This window comes from Pseudorhodoplanes sp. (assembly GCF_059499825.1).
Genome location: NZ_JCABZI010000014.1, coordinates 44,649 through 65,234, shown reverse-complemented (window position 1 = coordinate 65,234; position 20,586 = coordinate 44,649). Strand labels below are relative to the sequence as shown.

Sequence of the window (20,586 nt, the reverse complement as noted above, 5' to 3'; positions counted from 1 at the left end):
ACCGGGCCTTCGTGTTGAGAGGAGCCCCGGCATGGATTTTCCCGTTGAACTTTTCATCAATGCGCTGATCGCCGGCATCTTGCTGGGCGGTTTCTATGCCGCGGTGACGGTCGGGATTTCGATCTCGTTCGGCATTCTCGACATCGTCAATATCGCGCATCCGGCCTTCATCATTCTCGGGTCGTATATCGCCTATATCGCCAACCAGCGGCTCGGGCTCGACCCGATCCTCGTCAGTATCCTGGTGCTGCCGGCCTTCTATTATCTCGGCTCGCTGATCTACCAGGTCTATTACGTTTCATTCGAGAAACGCGGGCAGGAAGCGCTGCGCGGGCTCGCCTTCTTCTTCGGCCTCTTGTTCGTCACCGAGGTCGTGCTGATCCTCGTGTTCGGCGTCGACTACCGCTACGTGCAGGCCGGCTACATCGACACCACGCTGCGCTTCTCCTTCCTCGACTTGCCGATGCGCATGGTGGTGCCGTTCGTGATTTCCATGCTGCTGGTGTTCGGGCTGCAGCTGTTCCTGACCAAGACCTTCACCGGCCGCGCCATCATGGCCGTCGCGCAGGACCAGCTGGCGCTGTCGCTGATGGCCGCCGACCCGATCCGCATCAAGCGCATCGCCTTCTCGATCTCGATCGCGACCGCCGCGATTGCGGGCGCGCTGCTGATCATCATCCAGCCGGTCGAGCCGTCGGTCGGACGCGAATATATCGGCCGGGTGTTCGCGATTTGCGTTCTCGGCGGCATGGGCAGCCTGCCCGGAACCGTGATCGCCGCGATCCTGCTCGGGATCGTGGAAAGCATCACCTCGACCTTCTACGGGCCCTCATGGGCACCTGCGGTCGCGTTCGGCTTCCTGCTGATCACGCTCGCCGTGCGGCCCTCCGGCATCCTGGGTCGATAATGCGCACCTGGCAGTTCTTCCTCGTCTCCCTCGCCGTTGCGATCGCGTTCTTTTTCGCGGCGCGACTTGCACAGAACGACTACCTGTTCTTCGCTGGCTATGTGGTGCTGCAATTCATCGTGCTGGCAACCGCCTGGAACATTCTCGGCGGCTATTGCGGCTATGTGAATTTCGGCTCGGCGGCCTTCTTCGCCATCGGCGCCTATACGACCGTGGTGATGACCAAGCTGCCGGCCTTTGCCAATCGTCATCTGCCCGAGGAGATCGCGGCGCTGGTCGGCATACCGCCGATCCCGGTGCTGATCGTGCTCGGCGGCATCATCGCCGGACTGGTCGGGCTTGGCACCGGCTACCTGACGCTGCGGTTGCGTGGCGTGTTCTTCGCCATTGCCACGCTGGCGCTCGCGGTCGTGCTGCAAACCCTGATCGTGAACTGGGACTTCGTCGGCGGTTCGCGCGGCGCCTATGTCATCCGGCCGGCCACGGTGCCGCTGCTCGGCATCAACTATATCGAATATCTGTTCCTGGTGATGCTGCTCCTCGTGGTGGTCGCGCTGACCACCGCGCGCGCGATCGAACGATCGCGCCTCGGCTATGGCTTCGCCACCATCCGCGACGACGAACTCGCGGCCGAGGCATCGGGTGTTCCCACGCTGAAGCTGAAACTCGTCGCGACCACCCTGTCCGGCGCGTTCATGGGCATGGCGGGAGCCCCCTTCCCCTATTACATCGGCTTCCTCGAGCCATCCTCGGCCTTCGGCCTCGCCTATGCGGTGAACGCCATCGCCATGCCGATGATCGGCGGCACCACCAGCTGGGTCGGTCCGCTGCTCGGCGCCATCCTGCTTGGCTCGCTGCAGCAACTGGCCACGGTCACGATCTCGTCGGCGGTCAGCCTGCTGATCGTCGGTCTGCTGCTGGTGTTCTTCGTCATCATCGCGCCGAACGGCCTGATCGGTCTCTGGCATCAGTTTTTCGGCCGCAAGAGCAGCGCCGATATCGAAACGCCCGAAATCCCTGAAGCATCCAAACCCGCGGTGAAGACGCCATGACCGCGCCGCTCCTCAAGGTCGACAATGTCAGCAAGCGCTTCGGCGGCTTCGTCGCGCTCGACGGCATCAATCTCGACGTCGCCCGCGGCGAACGCCTCGGCCTGATCGGACCGAACGGCTCCGGCAAGTCGACGCTGGTCAATTGCATGTCCGGGACGTTGCACAACGAGACCGGCACCGTGACCTTCGACGGCAAGCCGATGAACGGCCTGGTGGCCCACCAGCGTACGCATCTGGGCCTGGCCCGCTCGTTCCAGCTGCCGCGCCCGTTCCACAGCCTGACGGTCGCACAAAACCTGCGGGTGCCGCTTCTCTACACCGTGGGCATCCGCCGCGACGTGCCGCACACCAAGGAGGAGATGGACCATCGCTGCCACGAGGTCCTGAGCCTGGTCTCGCTCGAGCACAAGGCCAACAAGCTGCCGAAGGACCTGACCCAGGTCGAGATGCGCAAGCTCGAGCTCGCGCGCGCCATGGCGGCCGACCCCAAGCTCCTGATCGCGGACGAGGCGATGGCCGGGCTGTCGGGTTCCGAGGTCAAGGATATCGTCGCGCTGCTGATCCGTCTGAACGAGCGCGGCATCACCATCATCCTGATCGAGCACATCATGGCGGCGGTGATGAGCTTCTCGCAGCGGCTGGTGGTGCTGGTCAGCGGCAAGAAGATCGCCGAGGGCGATCCGCAGGACGTGATCCGCGACAAAGAGGTGGAGAGGGCGTATCTTGGCCAATAGCCTCACCATCCAGAACATCCATGCCGGGTACGGCGCCGTCCGCGTCATCGAGGACGTGTCGATGGACGTGGCATCCGGCAAGACCGTGGTGCTGCTGGGCACCAACGGCAACGGCAAATCCACGCTGATCAAATGCATCATGGGCCTGTGCCGCCCCAACGAAGGCTCCATCACCGCCGAAATTGACGGCGTGAAGCACGATCTCGTCGGCAAGAGCGTCGAGGAGATCGTCGACCTCGGCATTGCACTCGTGCCCGAGGGCCGGCGGTTGTTTCCGAAGCTGACGGTGGAGGAAAATCTGCTGCTGGGCGCGTTCCGGCAGAAGGCGCGCGAGCAGCTCAAGCGCAACCTCGATTTCTGCTTCGAGACCTTCCCGCGTCTTGCCGAACGCAAGAGCCAGCTCGCCGGCTCGATGTCCGGCGGCGAACAGCAGATGCTCGCGCTCGCGCGTGCGCTGATGCTGGCGCCGAAAATCCTGCTGGTCGACGAGCCCTCGGTGGGATTGTCGCCGCTCCTGGTCAGCCACACCATCGACACCATTCGCGAACTGAAAGCGAAATATCAGCTCACCGTCCTGATGGCCGAGCAGAATTTCAACCAGGCGATCCGCATCGCCGATTCGGGCTACGTGATCGTGCACGGCAAGATCGCATACGAGGGCAAATCGGCCAGCGACTTGCACAACAACGACCTGATCCGGAAGCTGTATCTCGGGATTTGAATGGTTGTCGTCCCCGCGAAGGCGGGGACCCATAACCACCGCTCTGGAACATGGGCCCCCGCTTTCGCGGGGGCGACGCTCCGTGATGCAGCGTAACTACTTCGTAAATTCGCCGCCCTCGACCATGATGGTCTCCACCTCGCCCGCACCGCTCCTGCGGAACGCGGCTGCATCGTCGTATTCCTTCGAGGTGAAACAGGCGACGCCCTGTTCGAAGGTCGGAAACTCGATCACCACAAAGCGCTGGAACTTGTCCGGACCTTCCATGATCTGAAATTTTCCGCCGCGCGCCAGCACCTTGCCGCCGTATTTGGCGATGATGCCGGGCACTAGGTCCGTATATTTCTTGTATTCGACAGGATCGTAGATCACCGAACGCGCGACCCAATAGGCAGGCATAGTTTCCTCCGCGGTCATGCCCGGGCATAGTCGTCGAAGACGGCGTCGTTGACGCCTCTTGACCCGGGCATCCATCCATTGATTGCATGACGTCACTTGAGATGGATCGCCGGGTCAAGCCCGACGATGACGCCGGAGGAAACAGAAACCATGTCCCGCAAGATCATCGACATATCCGTGCCGCTCGAGAACGACGTCGCCGCCGATCCTCCGGGCTATGGACCGAAGATCGATTACCTCAATCATCGCGACACCGCGCCCGACATCTGCAAATTCTTTCCCGGCCTGAAGGAAAGCGATCTTCCCGACAGCGAGGGCTGGGGCTTCGAATGGGTGAAGCTGTCGACGCATTGCACGACGCATCTCGATGCGCCCTGGCATTTTGCCTCCACCATGGACGGAGGCAAGCGCGCCATCACCATTGACGAGGTTCCACTCGAATGGTGTTTCAATCCCGGCGTGAAGCTCGACTTCCGGCATTTCCCGGACGGCTATGTCGTCACCGCCGCCGATGTCGAAGCATCGCTCGAGGCGATCGGCCACACGCTTTCACCATTTGAAATCGTCGTCATCAACACTGCCGCTGGCAAGGCCTATGGCCAGCCCGATTACGTATCGAAAGGCTGCGGCATGGGCCGCGAGGCTACGCTCTACCTGCTTGAGCGCGGGGTGAAAATCACCGGCACCGATGGATGGAGCTGGGATGCGCCATTCGTGCACACCAAGGAGAGATACGCGGCAACCGGCGATGCGAGCCTGATCTGGGAAGGTCACAAGGCCGGCCGCGACATCGGCTATTGCCACATCGAGAAACTCCACAATCTCGAAAATCTGCCACCCACCGGTTTCACGATTGCCTGTTTTCCGGTCAAGGTCCGTGGCGGCTCCGCCGGATGGACGCGCGCAGTCGCGATCATGGATTGAAGGCCGGATTGATACTCGACCTCGCCGGACTGAGCCGCTAGGCTTCGACCACAAAAAGCGGTGCCACGTGAATGGACGCCGCACACAAGGGAGAAGCCTCATGGATCGACGTCAATTCGTCGCGGGCTCCACCGCGGCCATCGCAGCCCTCTCAACACAGTCCGTTTTCGCGCAGGATGCCTACCCGTCGCGCCCGGTCACGCTGATCAATCCGTTCCCGCCCGGCGGCGCTGCGGACGTGGTCGGCCGCCCGTTCGCCGCAATGCTGGAGCCGATCATCAAGCAGCCGGTCGTGATCGAGACCAAGGCAGGCGCCGCCGGCGCTGTCGGTGCACAATTCGCTGCCAACGCCAAGCCGGACGGCCACACGCTACTGGTTCACATCGTGTCGATTTCGGGTTTCGCCGAGGTCGACAAGCTGTTCGGGCGGCAACCCAAATTTACGCGCGCCGACTTCATACCGATCGCACGTTTCACCGAAGGGCCGATGGTGCTCGTGGTCAATGCCGAGACGCCCTACAAGAGCGTCAAGGATCTGGTCGACGACGCCAAGAAAAACCCCGACAAGATCGTGTTCTCGTCGTCCGGCCTCTATGGTGCGCTGCATCTGCCCGCCCAGCTGTTCATGAATGCAGCCGACATCAAGATGCGGCATCTGCCGACCAATGGCGGCGGCCCCGCATTGACCGCGATCCTCGGCAACAATTCGCAGGTCCTGGCGTCGTCGATCGCGGCTGCGAACGCACACATCAAGAGTGGTAAGCTGCGCGCGCTGGCAAGCTATTCGGACAAGCGTGCGGCGTCCCTGCCCGACGTCCCCACCCTGAAGGAACAGGGCTTCGACGTCGAGTTCTATCTCTGGGTTGGATTGTTCGCACCCAAGGGCACACCGGAAGCGATCGTCAAGTCGATCCGCGAATCCGCCAAGGCCGCGGTCGCGACCGACAAATTCCAGACCTCGATCCAGAATCTCGGCGACACCGTCCGCTACATGGACCAACCCGATTTCGCGAAGTTCTGGGACGAGGACGCCAAGCGGGTCGAGGCCGCGGTCAAGTCCATCGGCAAGGTTGAAGGTTGATCGCAGCGGACCCGCATATGAATCTCCGCGCCGATTACGTGGCCGGGGGCGCGTTCATCGCCCTCGGCATCGTTGTTTTCATCCTGGGCGCCGATCTGCCGTTCGGCCGGATTTCTGCGCCCGGAGCCGGCATGCTGCCGAAATTCCTGGCCGGCATGATGATCGCGCTCGCAGCCGCGATCATCATCGCCGGTAGGCATGGCGAGACGCTTGCCGAGATCCCCTGGAGCGACTGGAGCCACGCCACCCTCGTGATCGCAATCGCCGCGATCTCGACCTGGCTCTACAGCCGGCTTGGATTTCTCGTGACCATGCCGCTACTGATCTTTTCCCTGCTGGCCCTGGTCGAACGCCGCAATCTGGTTGCTGCGGCGGTTTATGCCGTGGGCCTGACCCTGTTCGCGTATTGGCTGTTCGCGATCGCGCTCCACGCTCCGCTTGAGCGCGGCTCGCTGTGGTCCTGACGCTGTGGAAGTTCTCTCAAGCCTCGCGCTCGGCTTCTCGGTTGCATTGCAGCCCGATGTCCTGCTCTACGCCTTTATCGGCTGTCTGGTGGGCACACTGGTCGGCATGCTCCCCGGCATCGGCCCGCTCGCCGGCATCTCGATCCTGCTGCCGCTGACCTTCGGGCTCGATCCGACCAAGGCGATCATCATGCTGGCCGGCATCTATTACGGCTCGCAATATGGCGGCTCGACCACCTCGATCCTGTTGCGCATTCCAGGCGAAGCCGCCTCGGTGATGACCTGTATAGACGGCAACGCCATGGCCAGGAAGGGCCGCGGCGGCGCCGCGCTATGCATCGCCGCGATCGGCTCTTTCGTCGCCGGCACATTCGGCGTGATCATGCTGACGCTGATTGCGCCGCCCCTTGCAACATTCGCGCTGCGCTTCGGCCCGCCCGAATATACCGCGCTGCTGGTGCTGGGCCTGATCTTTCTCGCATACATGTCGACCACCTCGCTGGTCCGCACTCTTCTCATGGCGACGCTGGGCCTGCTGTTCGGCATGATCGGCATCGACGTCGTGTCCGGCCATTTCCGTTTCTCGTTCGACATCCCCGAACTCGGCGACGGCATCGGTATCGTTCCGGTGGCGGTCGGCCTGTTCGGGCTGGGCGAGATCCTGTCGACGCCGAGTCGCGACGTGAACAACGATGTCCGGGCGCCGAAATTCCGCGAATTGCTGCCGACCGGCGAGGAGATGCGTCAGTCGGTCTGGCCGATCGCGCGCGGCTCGGTGCTGGGCTTCTTCGTCGGCATCATCCCAGGCTCCGCCCATATCATTTCGAGTTTCGTGTCCTATGCGATCGAGCGGCGGATATCGCGGCACCCGGAGGAGTTCGGCAAGGGCGCGGTCGCCGGCGTTGCCGGACCGGAATCGGCGAACAACGCCGCCTCGACCGGCGCCTTCGTGCCGATGCTGTCGCTCGGCATCCCGACCGGCCCGGTGATCGCGGTGCTGATGGCAGCCCTGCTGATCCACGGCATCCCGCCGGGGCCGTCACTGGTCAACGAGCAGCCGAAACTGTTCTGGGGCTTCGTCGCCTCGATGTATGTGGGCAATCTGATGCTGCTGTTGCTGAACCTGCCACTGGTGGGCGTGTTCGTCAGCATCCTGCGCATCCCTTACGCCTATCTCTATCCGATGATAATCATGTTCTGCATCATCGGCGTCTACGAGGTGAACAATTCGGTTGTGGATGTCTGGATCATGCTGATCTTCGGCGTGATCGGCTATCTGCTGAAAAAGTTCCGGTTCGACCCGGCGCCGCTGGTGCTGGGCCTCGTGATCGCACCGATCTTCGAACTGTCGCTTCGTCAATCGCTGATCATGTCGGGCGGTTCGTTCGCGATCTTCTATCAGCGCCCGATTGCGCTGGTGCTGTTCCTGATCAGCGCGCTGCTGCTCGGACTGGCCGCTTGGGGCGCATTCGTCGCGCGCCGCGACTGGCGCGCCAAGATGGCCGAGGAAGCGGGCGAGCAGGCGTAGCTACATGGGCGGAGCGGCGGCTTGCGGTGCCTCTACTTCCCCGCGGCCCAATGCGCCAGCGCCGCGAGTTCATCGTCGCGCAGGCCGAAGATCGAAGCCGTCATCGCGGTATCGGCGCCGGTGCGGCTGTCGGTGAGATACTGCTTCATCGCGTGGATCATGTAGTCGATGCGTTGTTTCGCCAGCCGCGGCATCTGCTGCTGGCCGGCGAGCGACGGCAGATGGCAGGACTCGCAGCGGCGTTGCGTCGCGATCTTGGCGCCGCGCTCGGCCAGTGCCGGATCGATCGTCTCGCCACTCGGCTTCGGCGGCAGCTTCTCGTAATGCTCGGCCAGTGCCTGAATTTCGGCGTCCGTCAAACCCTTCACGAACGGCGCCATCGCCTCCACCTTGCGTACGCCCTCGCGCATCAGGATGAGCGCATTCAAAGTAAAGAAGGACGGCTGACTGGCCAGCGAGGGAATGTTTTCCAGCTTTGAATTGCCGTCATCGCCGTGGCAGGTGCCACATTGCTCGAGGCGTTCGGGAAGCGACAGGCTTTGTGCCTGCGCCCCTCCCCAAAATGCAAGGGCGGCCGCGAGCCCCAGTGCCAGCGACCGCCCGATCCGCAAGTGAGACTGCATTCCGCCTCGTTTTACTTTTTGTTCGGCGCCGCGGCAGGTGCCGCGGTCTTCGCATCGTAGGAAATGCGATAGGTTGCGCCGTTCTGCTCGTCCGATACCAGCAACGATCCGTCCTTCATCTGGAACAGATAGGTCGGGCGGCCGAAGAACTCGTTGGCCTTGGTATCCAGCAACCCGGTCATGAACGGCTCGATCTTGGCCTTGCCGTCGGGCGTGGTGCGCGCCAGCACGACGTCATAGCCCGTCTTCTGCGCCTTGTTCCACGAGCCCCGGCGCGCGATGAAGGCCGTGTTCTGGTAGCCCTTCGGGAACATCTCGCCGGTGTAGAACAGAATTCCGAGCCCCGCCGTATGCGGACCGGTCAGTGCCGCCGGCATCACTACGCCGGCACAGGCATTCGGTATCTTGATGTCAGGATCGGCGATTCCGTTGGCGTGACAATAGGGGAAGCCGTAATTGGCGCCCTCCTGCCCTTTCGCGACCCGGTTCAGTTCATCCTCCGGTCCGGCATCGCCGGCCCAGTCGCGGCCATTGTCGGTGAACCACAATTCCTTGGTCACCGGATGCCAGTCGAAGCCGACGGTGTTGCGCACGCCGCGCGCCACGATCTCCATGCCGGAGCCATCCGGATTGTAACGGCGGATCTGGCCGTGAATGCCCGGATTGATCTCGCAGATATTACAATTTGCGCCGACCTGGATGTAGAGCTTACCGTCCGGTCCGAACGCCGCGTATTTCCAGTTGTGGTGGATTTCCGGCGGCAGGTTGAATTTGTCGGTGAGATCGACACCCTCGCCCGGATTGTCGAGCTTGTTCTCGATATCGTCGAAACGCAGCACCTTGTTGATCGCCAGCACGTAAAGGGCGCCATCCTTCATGGCGAGGCCGCTCGGCTGGGTCAGTCCTTGTAGCAGGGTGCGCACCTCGCGCTTGCCGTCCTTGTCGGTGATCGCATAGACGCGCCCGAGCAGACGCGTCCCCATGAAGATCGTGCCTTTCGGCCCCTGCACCATGGTGCGCGCGCCGGGATGGCCGCTCGAGAACACTTCGGCCTTGAAGCCCGCCGGCAGCTTCAGCTTGTCGAGCGGAAGCTTGTCGACCGGCGTCACGATCGGCGGCGTCGCATGCGGCTTGAGATTCGCGTCCTGCTTGCTGGCCGCCGGATTGGACTTGTCGATCGCGCTCATGCCGGGAGGCCCTTGCGAGATCGCGGGTGCGGTCGTCAGTGCGAAGGCGCCGGCAATACCGCCGGCAAACAACATGGTACGGGACAATCGATGCATCGAAGCCTCCCTGCAATACGCCGTCGTTGGATCGCGGCCTTGTCGCCAGTGTCCGATATTTCACGCCCGGATGGCAATCACGGTGTGACAACCGGCACGCGGAAACGCCGGTATTCGTATGCGTCTGTTTGAATTGCTGCGATGCGTTCGACTTCACCATGCAGCGGCGACAGGTGGCAGACCGGATCGGTCGCCCGCGCGTCTCCGGTGAGCAGAAAGGCCTGGCAGCGGCAGCCGCCGAAATCCTCGCGCTGCTTCGGACAGGAGCGGCAAGGCTCCTGCATCCAGTCGGTTCCCCGGAACGCGTTGAAGGCCGGCGCATGCCGCCAGATATCGGCCAGCGAATGCTCCGTCACCGACCAGAAGGTCAGCCCCGGGATCACTTCGGCGGCATGGCAGGGCAGCACCTTGCCCGATGGCGTGACGTTGAGCGAGCGGCGGCCCCAGCCGCCCATGCATGGCTTGGGGTAGCGCGCGTAGTAATCCGGCAATGCGGAATCGATCACGATCCGGCCGTGATGCGCCTGGCGCAGCTTTTCGACCGTCTCGATCGCGCCGATCGCCTGCTCGCGCGACGGCATCAGGGCGCCGCGGTTCTTCAGCGCCCAGCCGTAATATTGCACATGCGCGATCTCGACCCGTTGCGCCCCGAGTGACAGCGCCAGCGCCACCATGTCGCCGATCCGTTCGATATTGAGGCGATGCACGACGACGTTGACGGTCAGCGGCAGGCCGAGCCGCGCCGTCTCAGCCGCCATCGCCTGCTTCCGGGCGAACGCGCCGTCATAGCCGGCGATGCGATCGGCGGAATCGGGTTCGGCATCCTGGATCGACACCTGGACGTGATCGAGACCGTTGTCGGCAAGCTGGCGCAGCCGAGCGTCTGTCAGCCCGACGCCAGAGGTGATCAAATTGGAGTAAAGCCCGGCCGCATGCGCGGATGCCACGATCTCGGCGAGATCGCGCCGCGATGCCGGCTCTCCGCCCGACAGATGAACCTGCAGGATGCCAAGTCCAGCCGCCTCGCGAAAGACACGCGCCCAGGTCTCGGTATCGAGTTCGTCCTTCGGCGCATCGAGCGCCAGCGGATTGGAGCAATACGGGCACCCGAGCGGGCAGCGATGCGTCAGTTCGGCGAGCAGGCCAAGCGGTGCCGGAAGCTCTCGTTCTCCGCCGGCGGCGGCTGCCGATGCCTGGGGCCTGAGATCGGTCACGACAATTCCAGCAGGCGCTTGTCGGCGAGCGAGCGCAGCAGGTTCGCGACGTCGGTTTCGATGCGCTCGCGTGGCGCCTTGAACGCCGCTGTCAGATCGTCGACGATTTCCAAAAAAGTCGCCTCGCCGGTGCAGCGTTTCAAAATCTCCACCGCGATCGCATCCGCCTTGAAAATACGCTCCGGCGCCAGCAGCACCCAGCCGCCCTGCGCTTCGTTATGGGTGAGCCGCACGCCGCGCGGCAGCCGCGGTCTGGCATCGGCAGCAATCGCGGCGGACGGCGCAGCGGGTTCGGTCATCGCCCGTCCTCCGGCACGAACGCGCCCGGCGGAATGTGCCCCGGCGCGACATAGGCGTGGTGCAGCGCATCCAGCATCGCCCACAGCACGCTGCATTTGAATTCCAGCGCTGAAAGAACCATCGCCTGCGAATCCGGTGTGTGCGCATGACGTTTCACATAGTCGAGCGCGAAATCGGAATCCTTTGCCGCCTGCGGCGGACGCTTCTCGAAATAGGCCAGCGTCTCGCGGGTGACGAAATCATAATGTGCGAGCATGCCGTCCATCCGCTCCGAAATGATCACCGGCGAGAACAACTCGGTGAGCGACGACGCAATCGCTTCCAGCAGCGTCTTCTCGCGCACAAATCGCACATAGGCCTCGACCGCAAAGCGCGTCCCCGGAAGCAAACCCCGCAGCGACGTCACATAGTCCCGGTCGAGCCCGAGCCCATCGGTCAGTTTCAGCCAGCGGGCGATGCCGCCATCGCCCTCCTGCTCGCCGTCATGGTCGACCAGCCGCGAGCGCCATTCGCGCCGGATCGCCGGGTCGTCGCAGCGTGCGATCAGCGACGCATCCTTGATCGGGATCATCGCCTGGTAATAGTAGCGGTTCAGGGCCCAGGCCTGCACCTGCGCCTTCGTGCATTGCCCGGAATGCAGCATGTGATGAAACGGGTGCAGACGGTGATACCGGCGTGCGCCGATGTCGCGCAGCGCCGCTTCCAGTTCGTCGGGCTGCATCGGCGTCACAGCACGATCTCCATGCCATCATAGGCAACCTCGAAACCCGCCGCCTCCACCCGCCGGCGGGCGGGCGAGCCGTCGATCAGGATCGGATTGGTGTTGTTGATATGGATGTAGATCCGGCGCGTCTGAAGATCGGACAGCGCCGCAAGTGAGCCGTCGGGACCATCGATCGGCATGTGCCCCATCCGCATTCCGGTCTTCTCTCCCACCCGCAGGGCGATCATCTCATCGTCGGCGAACAGCGTCCCGTCGAACAGGATGGCGTCGGCCCGAAGCATGCGCTCGCGGATTGAGGGCGTCACTGCGGCCGCGCCGGGCATAAACAGCAGCCGGCGTCCGGCGCCGGTCAATTCGACGCCAATATTCACGGCGCTCTCGCCAATCTCCGGATTCTCGCCCTCGAGATAGAGCGGGACCTTTCCGGGGACGGTGAAAACATCGGCCAACAAGCCCTCCACCGGTGAAAAGGTTTCACCCAGCGAAAGCGCATGCCGGGTCACGTGGCCGGGGTGCAGGGCACTGAACATCGGGTTGTCGGCAATCGCGGCGAGTGTCGCAGGCGTCGCATGCAGCGCGACATCCTGCCGCTCGCGCAGGGTCAGCAGGCCGGCCGCCTGATCGATTTCAGCGCCCGTCAGCAGCACCGCCCGGATCGGCGAATGGCGTAATCCCCTGCGCGGATGCAGGGCCGGATTACCGAGGATCTGCGCCCGCAGATCGGGCGAGGCGTTGCACAGGAGCCAGTTCTCGCCATCGGCTGTGACCGCGATCCCGGCCTGGCTGCGGGGCGTCACGCGCGGGTCGCCGGCCCACGCCAGGGCGCAGACCGGGCAATTGCAGTTCCATTGCGGAAAACCGCCGCCTGCGGCTGCTCCAAGCACGAGCGCCGTCAGGCGGCCCATTTGGGCTGGCTTCGATTCAAATCAGCCGGAGGTCAGAATTCAGGCGGCAAGTAGCCGTTGATTTCCATGCCGATGCAGATTTCAACGAGAGTCGGGGTCGTCCATGCCATGTCAGCGGTCCTTTCGGGCAACCAGATTTGCATTATAACGCCGGTGGGCCGAAAAAGTCACCGTCCGCCCCGTGCGGCATTTGGACAATTCCAGCTTGACGCTGAGCCATGGCCGGCGCTTAGACTCGGGCCCGACGACGACAAAAAACGGCGGCGGGCCAGCGGCCGCGCCGACGATTTCGGGAGAACGCATATGACCTACGTTACCGAGGAAAACCTCACCGACCTGGCGATCGAGCGCTGGAGCAATATCCCGGATCCGCGGCTGCGCCAGATCATGACCTCCTTGGTGAAGCACCTTCACGGCTTCGTGCGCGACGTCGAACCGACCCAGCAGGAATGGTTCGCCGCCATCATGTGGCTGACGCGGGTCGGCCAGATCTGCGACGCCAAGCGGCAGGAATTCATCCTCGCATCCGACGTCCTCGGCGTCTCCATGCTGGTGGACTCGATCAACAACCGGGCGCCGGGCGCTGCCACCCCCTCCACGGTGGAAGGCCCGTTCCACATTGCGGATTCGCCCGAAATTGCCGACGGCGGCAACATGGCCGACGGCGCGCCGGGCATTCCGACCTTCTGCACCGGCCGGGTCACCGATATCGACGGCAAGCCGATCGCGGGCGCCATGCTCGACATGTGGCAGACCGACGGCGAAGGCCTTTACGAAGCGCAGATCGAAGGCGCCGAAGGCTACATGCGCGGCATCTTCCACTCCAATCCGGATGGCAGCTACACGGTCCGGACCGTGGCCCCGATCGGCTACACCATTCCGATGGACGGCCCGATCGGCGAACTGATGAACAAGACCAGGATCAGCCACATGCGTCCGGCGCATATCCACTTCCACATCGCGGCGCCCGGCTACAAGAGCCTGACCACGCATGTGTTCCAGAAGGGTTGCGAGTTCATCGACACCGATGTGGTGTTCGGTGTGAAGGAGCCGCTGATCGTCGAATTCGTGAAGCAGCCGGCGGGCAGCAAGGCCCCGACTGGCGAGGTGATGAACGAGCCGTTCTACGAAGTGAAATACGACTTCAAGCTCGCCAAGGCCGCGGCCGCACAAAAGGCGGCGTAATCCTAGGTCATTCCGGGGCGCGTGCGAAGCACGCGAACCCGGAATGACAGCGTCACGCCGCCCGCGCTTTGCCGCCGAACATCTCCACCACCCGCGCGCGCAGCCTGTTCCCTGCATGCCCGAGACGGTCCATGTAGAGATACAGCACCGGCGTGATGAACAGAGTCAGGAATTGCGACACCACCAGCCCGCCGACCACGGCGATGCCGAGCGGCTGCCGCAATTCCGAACTCGCGCCGTGGCCGACCGCGATCGGAAGCGCGCCGAGGATCGCGGCGAAGGTCGTCATCATGATGGGACGAAAACGCAGGATCGCCGCTTTGTAGATCGCGTCGGCGGGCGCCATGTGCTGAACCCGCTGCAGGTCGAGGGCGACGTCGATCATCATAATCGCATTCTTCTTGACGATGCCGATCAGCATCAGCAGGCCTATCATCGCGATCACGCTCAGGTCCATCCCGAACAGCGCCAGTGCTCCGAGCGCACCGACCACGGCTGATGGCAAACCGGTCAGAATGGTGAGCGGATGGATGTAACTCTCGTACAGCATCCCGAGCACCATGTAGATGGTCAGCACCGCGGCGGCGAGCAGGATGCTCTGATTGGCGAGCGACTGCTGGAATGTCTGCGCGGTGCCGGAAAACGTTGTGCTGATCGTGCTCGGCACGCCCAGTTGCTGCTTCAGCACCTCCGTTTGCGCCACCGCATCGCCGAGCGCAACGCCGGCAGGCAGATTGAACGAGACCGTCACCGCCGGAAGCTGGCCGAGCTGATTAACCGCGAGATCGCCGGCGGTACGTTCGACGGTTGCAATCGATGAAAGCGGCACCAGTTGGCCCGCCGGCGTGCGGATGCGGATATTGCCGAGATCGCCCGAATTCCACTGGATGCGCGGATCGAACTCCATCAGCACACTATAGGTGTCGCCGCTGCCATAGATCGTCGAAACCTGCCGCGATCCGAATCCGGAATACAAGGTGGCGCGGATCTGGTCGGCGTTGATGCCGAGCGACGCCGCCTTGTCGCGATCGACATGAAGCGTGACCTGGATCGCACCATCCTGCAGATCGTTGTTGACGTCGGTAAAATGCCGATCGGCCGCCATCGCCTCGGTCATCTTTCGCGCCCAGTCGCGCATTTCGTCGCGCCGCACGCTCTGCATCACGAACTGATATTCGCTGCGGCTTGAACGGCCGCCGATGCGCAGGTTCTGCACCGGCGACATCACCACGTTGATGCCGGAAAAGGACATGTCGCGACGGAAGATGCGCAGCAGCTCCGGCATCGCCGGCCGCTCTCCGCGCGGTTTCAGTTCGACGAACAGTCGGCCGGTGTTGAGACTTCTGGAACCACCACCGCCGCCCACGATCGATGCAACACTCTCCACATAGGGGGAGTTTCGGAACGCCTCCTCGACCTGGTTCTGCAGCGCCACCATCGCGTCGAACGAAATGTCCGGGCGCGCTTCGGTCGACACCTGTAGCTGGCCGATATCCTCCTGCGGAAAGAAGCCCTTCGGCGTGGCGTAGAACAGATAAACCGTTCCCAGCAGCGTCGCGAAGAACACGCCCAGCATGAACGGCTGGTGCCTAAGGCTCCATTGCACGCCGCGGTCATAGGCATTGGTCATGCCGACGAGCCCGCGCTCCAGCACCGCACGCCATCCCGTTTCAGGAGGAATGTTTCCATCCTTGTCGCGATGCGGCGGCTTCAGCATCTTGGCGCACAGCATCGGCGTCAGCGTCAGCGACACGAAGGCGGAAATCGCCAGCGACACCGTCACCACCACCGCGAATTCATGGAAGATGCGGCCGACGACACCGCCCATCAGCAGCACCGGAATGAACACCGCGACCAGCGACACCGTAATCGAAATGATGGTGAAACCGATCTCGCGCGAACCCTTGATCGCGGCATCGAAGGCGGACATCCCGTCCTCTTCCATGTGACGGTAGATATTCTCGAACATCACGATTGCATCGTCGACCACCAGGCCGACCGCCAGTGTCAGCGCCAACAGCGAGATGTTGTTGATGCTGAAGTCGAGCAGATACATCGCCCCGAGCGTGCCGACGATCGAGATCGGCACCGCCAGCGCCGGAATCAGCGTCGCCGTCAGCCGCCGCAGGAACAGGAAGATCACCATGATCACAAGCGCGATCACCAGCAGCAGCGTGAACTGCACGTCGGCCACCGCCTCGCGGATCGACGCCGAACGGTCGTTGAGCACTTCGATGGTGGACGCGCGCGGCAGATCGTCCTGGAAACTCGGCAGCATCGCCTTGACGCGATCGACCACCTCCACCGTGTTGGCCTCGGGCTGGCGCTGGACCGCGAGAATGATCGCACGCGTGCCGTTGAACCAACTTGCCGCCTGATTGTCTTCGACCGAGTCCGAGACCACCGCGACATCGCCGAGCCGCACCGGCCGTCCGCCCCGCGAGGTCACGATCACCTGCCGGAACTGGGTGGCGTTGTTGAGCTCGGTCTCCGCCTGGATCGTCAGTTGCTGCTGGGCGTTGCGCAACGTTCCGACGGGGGTATTGGCATTGGCCGCCGCGACCGCGGCCTGCACCTCGTTGACGCCGATGCCGCGCGCCGACAGCGCATTCGGATCGACCTGGATGCGGACCGCGTATTTCTGGCTGCCATAAACCAGCACCTGCGCAACCCCGTCGACGGTCGATAACGCCGGCGAAATCACCTGCTGCGCAAAGGCGTCGAGTTCGGGAAGCGGCGTGGTGTCGCTGCGGATCGCCAGCAGCAGCACCGGCGCATCCGCCGGGTTGACCTTGCGATAGCTGGGCAGCTCGGTCATCTCCGGCGGCAGCCGCCGCTGGGTGCGCGCGATCGCCGACTGCACGTCGGCTGCAGCAGAGTCGATATCGCGATCGAGATTGAACTGGATCACGATCGACGTCGACCCCTGCGTCGAGGTCGCACTGATGGTGTCGATGCCACTGATGGTGGTGAATTGCTTGATCAGCGGCGTTGCGACCGAATTCGCCATGGTGTCGGGCGCGGCGCCGGACAGGCTGGCGGACACATTGATGGTTGGAAAGTCGGTGCGTGGCAGCGCGGCAACCGGCAGATAGACATAGGCGAACAGCCCGGCCGCCACCACCGCGATCGACATCAGCGTGGTGGTGACCGGATGGCGGACGCAGAACTCGGAAATGTTCATCGCGCCGCGTCCGTCTGTGACGCTGACGGTGCCGCCTTTTTCGGTGCAGCCTGGTCCGGCGCGGCAAATCCGGCCTGTTTCCCGATATCGCGCACCCGCGCGCCATCGGCGAGCCGGAGCTGGCCTTCGACCACCACGCGCTCACCCGGCTCGAGGCCCGAACGGATCGCGGTGCGATCCTCGACGATGCCGCTGGTCTCCACCATCCGCAGTTCCGCAACGCCGTCAGGCTTCACCACAAAAACGAACGGGCCCTTCTGGCTGGTCTGCAGCGCCACTGTCGGAACGCTGATCGTGTCCGGACGGGTATCGAGATCGACCTCGACATCGACATATTGACCGGGCCACAGGCTGAAATCCTGATTGGCAAAGGTCGCCTTCGCCATGATCGTTCCGGTCGCGGTGTCGACCGATGAATCCACGAAATCGAGCTGCCCGGATGCGAGCGGCTGGGTGTCGCCGGCCGCATACACCCGCACCGTCGGCGGCTGCTCACTCCGGCGCGCCGCGCGCAACGCCGCCAGGTCACGCTCGGGCAGCGTGAACGAGACGCGGATTGGACGGATCTGCGTGATCGTCACCAGTCCCTGCGCGTCCGATGATGACACCAGATTTCCCGGCGTGGTGCGGATCGTGCCGATCCGGCCGGTGATGGGCGCGGTGATCCTGGTATAGCCGAGCCGGATGCGATCGTTGTCGAGTTGCGCCTTGTCGGCGGCGATGGTGGCTTCGGCGGCCTTCGCATCTGCAACCTTTTCGTCGAGCTGCTGTCGTGCTGCCACGTTCTTGGCGAGCAGTTCCTCGGTCCGCTTCAGATCGGCATTGGCGCGGTCGCGGACGGCTTCATTCTTGGCAAGCTGCGCCTCGTTGCGTGCGATGGTCGCCAGCAATTCGCGATCGTCGAGCGTGAACAGGAGATCGCCCTTGCGCACGAGCTGCCCGTCATTGACGTGCTTTTCGAGCAGCTGACTGTCGATGCGCGACCGGATCACCACGACGGCAGGCGATTCCAGGAGACCGATGCTGCGGCGGCGAACCGGAAACGTGCCCTGCTCCGCGGCGATAGTGGTCACCGGAACCGCCGGCGTGGCGCGTGGCCCTTGCGTGGTCTGCGTCAGCGAGCCCGCGGTCAGGCCGAGGCGGTCGCCATAATTGCGAATGCCGTAATATCCGGCCGCCAGCACCGCGATCAGAAGAATCGTAACAACGGTCCGTCGCCGCATGTGGTGGCTGCCTCCGTGATCGCCGCAAGACGTGTGCCGCCGCTAATCAAGGCGCGGTCAGCACAACGTTCGCAATCACCAAACGTTCCACCACGGCGAAAATCCGGCCGCCGACATGCTTTGTCACAGCGCGGGGTTAAATCGCTGTCATGTTCCCTGATCGCGACCGCGCCACGGCGACGCGGTCGGCCAGGCAAACGGCCTACCCCCAGATCGCCTTCGCCGCCTGCACCTCGAGTTCCAGCTTCTTGCGCTCGTCATCCTCCGTCACCGGATTGCCGGCGACCGTGGACGCAAAGCCGCATTGCGGCGAGATCGCCAGCCGGTCGAGATCGATGAATTGCGTCGCTTCCTCGGTGCGGCGCTTGAGCGCATCGAGGGATTCCAGCACCGGGGTCTTGCTCGAAATAAGCCCGAGCACCACGCCCTTGCCCTTGACGAAGCGCAGCGGCCTGAAATCGCCGGCGCGCTCGGTATCGTATTCGAGCAGGAAGTGATTGACCTTCGTGCCCTCGAAGAACCGCTCGGCCACCGACTCGTAGCCGCCGGCGCCGAGATAATGGCCCTTGAAATTGCCGCGGCACATATGCACGCCGAACACCACATCGGCCGGCGCGCCTTTGACGCACTCGTTGATGCTGTCGATATAGAGATCGACCAGCTCGTCCGGTTTCATCCCGGCGTCTTCGACCTGCTTGCGGATATTCGGATCGCACAGCAGCGCGATCGCGACCTCGTCGAGCTGGATATACTTGCACCCGGCCTTCACCAGATCGGCGATCTCCTCGCGGAAAATCCGGTTGAGATCGTCGAAGAAGCTATTCACGTCGGCATAGGCAGACTTCGCCGCGAAGTCGGTGGCGCGATAGAAATGCATGGTCGACGGCGCCGGCAGCGTGATCTTCGGCGTCGCGCTCGTGATCCCTTTGAGGAATTCGAACTCGTCCAGCGCCAGCGGCTTGTTGCGCTTCAGCTTGCCGTCGGCATAGGGCGCGGTGAAATCGACCTGATGGCCCTGGTCGTCGCGGAACTTGAACACCGCCGACTTGATCGCGAAGCCGTCGATCCGCTCGACGAAGCGTCCCCAATAGGAGCCGCGACGGAATTCGCCGTCGGTCACGACCTTGAGGCCGACATCCTCCTGCATCTTCACCACATCGCGGATGCATTCATCCTGGATCTTCGCAAATGCAGCATCGTCGATGCGCTTGCCCATATGATCGCGGAAGGCCTGCCGCAGCACCGGCGGACGCAACAGGCTGCCGACATGGTCGGCGCGGAACGGTGGTCGGCCTTGCGGCAGATTGGTCATTGGCGCATGCTCCCGGGGTAGATGGATTATTCTATAGGTCTATAGATGAAATCTAGATCGGCCCGCCGCCCGGATGCAAGCCCCACCCGGCCGATACCGCTTCGCCGCGATCCGCCGCTGCGCAAAAGCGGCGCGGAAGAGCCCGCGGAGCGCCGCAAGCGCGCCACCCACCGCCGCTCGGGCGAGATCATCGAGGCCGCGGCTAAGGTCTTTGCCGAGCGCGGCTATCATGGCTGCTCCACCCAGGACATCGCCGACGTTCTGAAGATCCGGCAGGCCAGCCTGTATTATTATTTCCCGTCCAAGGAAGTAGCGCTCGAACTGGTCTGCATGCGCGGGGTCGAGGGCTTCTACGAGACCGAAAAGGCCATCGCCGAAGGCCCCGGCACCGCGACCGAACGCCTGTCCGGCCTTATCCGGGCGCATATTTCTCCGCTTCTCGACCGCGGCAATTTCATGAAGGTGTTCCTCACCCAGCGCCAATTCCTGCCCGCGCACAGTCGGCGCAAGATCCGCAAGGTATCGCGCGGGATCGAGGCAATATTCGAGGAGGTTCTGAAACAGGGCCAGCGCAGCGGCGAGTTCCGCAATGATCTGGATACGCGGCTTGCGACCCTGTCGATCCTGTCGGTGGTGAATGGGTGCGCTGCCTGGTATTCGCGCGAGCAAGCCTCGATCGAGCGCATCGGCGGCGATTTCATCGCGCTCATCCTGCACGGAATCGATTCACCACAGCCGGGCGCTGCAAAAGGAAAACGCAAGTCGCCGGCGCGCCGGACCAAGCAAAAAATTTGATTGACCTATAGAATTTCCGGCGTTGAAA

At 63.3% G+C, this 20,586-nt stretch carries 19 protein-coding genes and 1 pseudogene; 10 read left to right on the top strand and 10 right to left on the bottom strand.

From position 1 onward, the window contains the following. Nucleotides 1-31 precede the first annotated feature (31 nt). The 4 genes from AC5I5I_RS20080 to AC5I5I_RS20065 are packed head-to-tail and all read left to right on the top strand — an operon-like array spanning nucleotide 32 to nucleotide 3,414. Nucleotides 32-907, top strand: coding sequence for a branched-chain amino acid ABC transporter permease (locus AC5I5I_RS20080; RefSeq protein ID WP_495975937.1), 876 nt, complete (start codon nucleotides 32-34; stop codon nucleotides 905-907). Further along, nucleotides 907-1,959: a branched-chain amino acid ABC transporter permease gene (locus AC5I5I_RS20075; RefSeq protein WP_495975936.1), complete on the top strand. Its 1,053-nt coding sequence runs from the start codon at nucleotides 907-909 to the stop codon at nucleotides 1,957-1,959. The genes AC5I5I_RS20080 and AC5I5I_RS20075 overlap by 1 nt, the downstream gene beginning before the upstream one ends. Next, the gene (locus AC5I5I_RS20070; protein WP_495975934.1) at nucleotides 1,956-2,693 is read left to right on the top strand and encodes an ABC transporter ATP-binding protein; all 738 of its coding nucleotides are present in this window, start codon (nucleotides 1,956-1,958) and stop codon (nucleotides 2,691-2,693) included. Before AC5I5I_RS20075 ends, AC5I5I_RS20070 begins: the two co-directional genes overlap by 4 nt. Next, nucleotides 2,683-3,414: an ABC transporter ATP-binding protein gene (locus tag AC5I5I_RS20065; protein WP_495975933.1), complete on the top strand. Its 732-nt coding sequence runs from the start codon at nucleotides 2,683-2,685 to the stop codon at nucleotides 3,412-3,414. The genes AC5I5I_RS20070 and AC5I5I_RS20065 overlap by 11 nt, the downstream gene beginning before the upstream one ends. A gap of 96 nt (nucleotides 3,415-3,510) precedes the next feature. Here AC5I5I_RS20065 and AC5I5I_RS20060 read toward each other — a convergent pair whose 3' ends face one another. Then, entirely contained in the window at nucleotides 3,511-3,813 is a 303-nt protein-coding gene (locus AC5I5I_RS20060; RefSeq protein ID WP_495975932.1) for a DUF1330 domain-containing protein, read from the bottom strand. Between the two features lie 150 nt (nucleotides 3,814-3,963). On the opposite strand from AC5I5I_RS20060, the gene AC5I5I_RS20055 reads away from it, so the two are divergent. The 4 genes from AC5I5I_RS20055 (at nucleotide 3,964) to AC5I5I_RS20040 (ending at nucleotide 7,810) form a co-directional block, all read left to right on the top strand. Next, complete coding sequence (locus AC5I5I_RS20055) at nucleotides 3,964-4,737, top strand: cyclase family protein (RefSeq protein WP_495975930.1); 774 nt, start codon at nucleotides 3,964-3,966, stop codon at nucleotides 4,735-4,737. A gap of 100 nt (nucleotides 4,738-4,837) precedes the next feature. Then, nucleotides 4,838-5,818 carry a Bug family tripartite tricarboxylate transporter substrate binding protein gene (locus AC5I5I_RS20050; RefSeq protein WP_495975929.1) on the top strand — a complete coding sequence of 327 codons (981 nt, stop codon included), beginning with the start codon at nucleotides 4,838-4,840 and terminating at the stop codon, nucleotides 5,816-5,818. 17 nt (nucleotides 5,819-5,835) lie between these two features. Further along, a complete protein-coding gene (locus AC5I5I_RS20045) occupies nucleotides 5,836-6,282 on the top strand; it encodes a tripartite tricarboxylate transporter TctB family protein (RefSeq protein WP_495975927.1) in 447 nt (148 codons plus the stop codon). A gap of 4 nt (nucleotides 6,283-6,286) precedes the next feature. Next, nucleotides 6,287-7,810 (top strand): tripartite tricarboxylate transporter permease, encoded by a 1,524-nt coding sequence (locus AC5I5I_RS20040; protein ID WP_495975925.1) that lies wholly within the window; start codon nucleotides 6,287-6,289, stop codon nucleotides 7,808-7,810. 32 nt (nucleotides 7,811-7,842) lie between these two features. On the opposite strand, the gene AC5I5I_RS20035 is transcribed toward AC5I5I_RS20040, so the two are convergent. The 6 genes and pseudogenes from AC5I5I_RS20035 to pqqA all read right to left on the bottom strand — a co-directional run bounded on the left by AC5I5I_RS20035 (nucleotide 7,843) and on the right by pqqA (nucleotide 12,969). Further along, the gene (locus AC5I5I_RS20035) at nucleotides 7,843-8,433 is read right to left on the bottom strand and encodes a c-type cytochrome (protein ID WP_495975924.1); all 591 of its coding nucleotides are present in this window, start codon (nucleotides 8,431-8,433) and stop codon (nucleotides 7,843-7,845) included. Nucleotides 8,434-8,444: 11 nt separating this feature from the next. Then, nucleotides 8,445-9,716, bottom strand: coding sequence for a PQQ-dependent sugar dehydrogenase (locus tag AC5I5I_RS20030; RefSeq protein ID WP_495975922.1), 1,272 nt, complete (start codon nucleotides 9,714-9,716; stop codon nucleotides 8,445-8,447). 77 nt (nucleotides 9,717-9,793) lie between these two features. Further along, the gene (gene pqqE / locus AC5I5I_RS20025) at nucleotides 9,794-10,930 is read right to left on the bottom strand and encodes a pyrroloquinoline quinone biosynthesis protein PqqE (protein WP_495975920.1); all 1,137 of its coding nucleotides are present in this window, start codon (nucleotides 10,928-10,930) and stop codon (nucleotides 9,794-9,796) included. After that, a pseudogene (gene pqqC / locus AC5I5I_RS20020) lies at nucleotides 10,927-11,951 on the bottom strand (pyrroloquinoline-quinone synthase PqqC). Before pqqC ends, pqqE begins: the two are co-directional and overlap by 4 nt. A 5-nt stretch (nucleotides 11,952-11,956) precedes the next feature. Continuing rightward, nucleotides 11,957-12,850, bottom strand: a complete 894-nt coding sequence (gene pqqB / locus AC5I5I_RS20015) for a pyrroloquinoline quinone biosynthesis protein PqqB (protein WP_495976304.1) — start codon at nucleotides 12,848-12,850, stop codon at nucleotides 11,957-11,959. A 41-nt stretch (nucleotides 12,851-12,891) separates the two neighbouring features. Continuing rightward, complete coding sequence (gene pqqA / locus AC5I5I_RS20010; RefSeq protein ID WP_495976303.1) at nucleotides 12,892-12,969, bottom strand: pyrroloquinoline quinone precursor peptide PqqA; 78 nt, start codon at nucleotides 12,967-12,969, stop codon at nucleotides 12,892-12,894. 193 nt (nucleotides 12,970-13,162) lie between these two features. Here pqqA and AC5I5I_RS20005 point away from each other — a divergent pair, with 193 nt between their 5' ends. Next, on the top strand, nucleotides 13,163-14,044 hold the full coding sequence (locus AC5I5I_RS20005) for a dioxygenase family protein (protein WP_495975918.1): 882 nt from the start codon (nucleotides 13,163-13,165) through the stop codon (nucleotides 14,042-14,044). Nucleotides 14,045-14,096: 52 nt separating this feature from the next. Here AC5I5I_RS20005 and AC5I5I_RS20000 read toward each other — a convergent pair whose 3' ends face one another. From AC5I5I_RS20000 to AC5I5I_RS19990, 3 genes are all read right to left on the bottom strand, one after another. Then, nucleotides 14,097-17,228: an efflux RND transporter permease subunit gene (locus AC5I5I_RS20000; protein ID WP_495975917.1), complete on the bottom strand. Its 3,132-nt coding sequence runs from the start codon at nucleotides 17,226-17,228 to the stop codon at nucleotides 14,097-14,099. Further along, nucleotides 17,225-18,451 (bottom strand): efflux RND transporter periplasmic adaptor subunit, encoded by a 1,227-nt coding sequence (locus AC5I5I_RS19995; RefSeq protein ID WP_495975915.1) that lies wholly within the window; start codon nucleotides 18,449-18,451, stop codon nucleotides 17,225-17,227. Before AC5I5I_RS19995 ends, AC5I5I_RS20000 begins: the two co-directional genes overlap by 4 nt. Nucleotides 18,452-18,653: 202 nt before the next feature. Continuing rightward, complete coding sequence (locus AC5I5I_RS19990; RefSeq protein ID WP_495975914.1) at nucleotides 18,654-19,763, bottom strand: 5-methyltetrahydropteroyltriglutamate--homocysteine S-methyltransferase; 1,110 nt, start codon at nucleotides 19,761-19,763, stop codon at nucleotides 18,654-18,656. 45 nt (nucleotides 19,764-19,808) lie between these two features. Between AC5I5I_RS19990 and AC5I5I_RS19985 the strand changes: the two genes are divergently transcribed. Continuing rightward, nucleotides 19,809-20,558 (top strand): TetR/AcrR family transcriptional regulator, encoded by a 750-nt coding sequence (locus AC5I5I_RS19985; RefSeq protein ID WP_495975912.1) that lies wholly within the window; start codon nucleotides 19,809-19,811, stop codon nucleotides 20,556-20,558. Nucleotides 20,559-20,586: the final 28 nt, after the last annotated feature.

What these genes read in the sequence shown, in the direction of transcription:
- AC5I5I_RS19995 (WP_495975915.1), bottom strand. Translation starts at nt 18,451, where the DNA reads ATGCGGCGACGGACCGTTGTTACGATTCTTCTGATCGCGGTGCTGGCG.
- AC5I5I_RS20045 (WP_495975927.1), top strand. Translation starts at nt 5,836, where the DNA reads ATGAATCTCCGCGCCGATTACGTGGCCGGGGGCGCGTTCATCGCCCTC.
- AC5I5I_RS20055 (WP_495975930.1), top strand. Translation starts at nt 3,964, where the DNA reads ATGTCCCGCAAGATCATCGACATATCCGTGCCGCTCGAGAACGACGTC.
- AC5I5I_RS20050 (WP_495975929.1), top strand. Translation starts at nt 4,838, where the DNA reads ATGGATCGACGTCAATTCGTCGCGGGCTCCACCGCGGCCATCGCAGCC.
- AC5I5I_RS19990 (WP_495975914.1), bottom strand. Translation starts at nt 19,763, where the DNA reads ATGACCAATCTGCCGCAAGGCCGACCACCGTTCCGCGCCGACCATGTC.
- AC5I5I_RS20035 (WP_495975924.1), bottom strand. Translation starts at nt 8,433, where the DNA reads ATGCAGTCTCACTTGCGGATCGGGCGGTCGCTGGCACTGGGGCTCGCG.
- AC5I5I_RS19985 (WP_495975912.1), top strand. Translation starts at nt 19,809, where the DNA reads ATGAAATCTAGATCGGCCCGCCGCCCGGATGCAAGCCCCACCCGGCCG.
- AC5I5I_RS20000 (WP_495975917.1), bottom strand. Translation starts at nt 17,228, where the DNA reads ATGAACATTTCCGAGTTCTGCGTCCGCCATCCGGTCACCACCACGCTG.
- pqqA (WP_495976303.1), bottom strand. Translation starts at nt 12,969, where the DNA reads ATGGCATGGACGACCCCGACTCTCGTTGAAATCTGCATCGGCATGGAA.
- AC5I5I_RS20030 (WP_495975922.1), bottom strand. Translation starts at nt 9,716, where the DNA reads ATGCATCGATTGTCCCGTACCATGTTGTTTGCCGGCGGTATTGCCGGC.
- AC5I5I_RS20070 (WP_495975934.1), top strand. Translation starts at nt 1,956, where the DNA reads ATGACCGCGCCGCTCCTCAAGGTCGACAATGTCAGCAAGCGCTTCGGC.
- AC5I5I_RS20060 (WP_495975932.1), bottom strand. Translation starts at nt 3,813, where the DNA reads ATGCCTGCCTATTGGGTCGCGCGTTCGGTGATCTACGATCCTGTCGAA.
- AC5I5I_RS20005 (WP_495975918.1), top strand. Translation starts at nt 13,163, where the DNA reads ATGACCTACGTTACCGAGGAAAACCTCACCGACCTGGCGATCGAGCGC.
- AC5I5I_RS20075 (WP_495975936.1), top strand. Translation starts at nt 907, where the DNA reads ATGCGCACCTGGCAGTTCTTCCTCGTCTCCCTCGCCGTTGCGATCGCG.
- AC5I5I_RS20080 (WP_495975937.1), top strand. Translation starts at nt 32, where the DNA reads ATGGATTTTCCCGTTGAACTTTTCATCAATGCGCTGATCGCCGGCATC.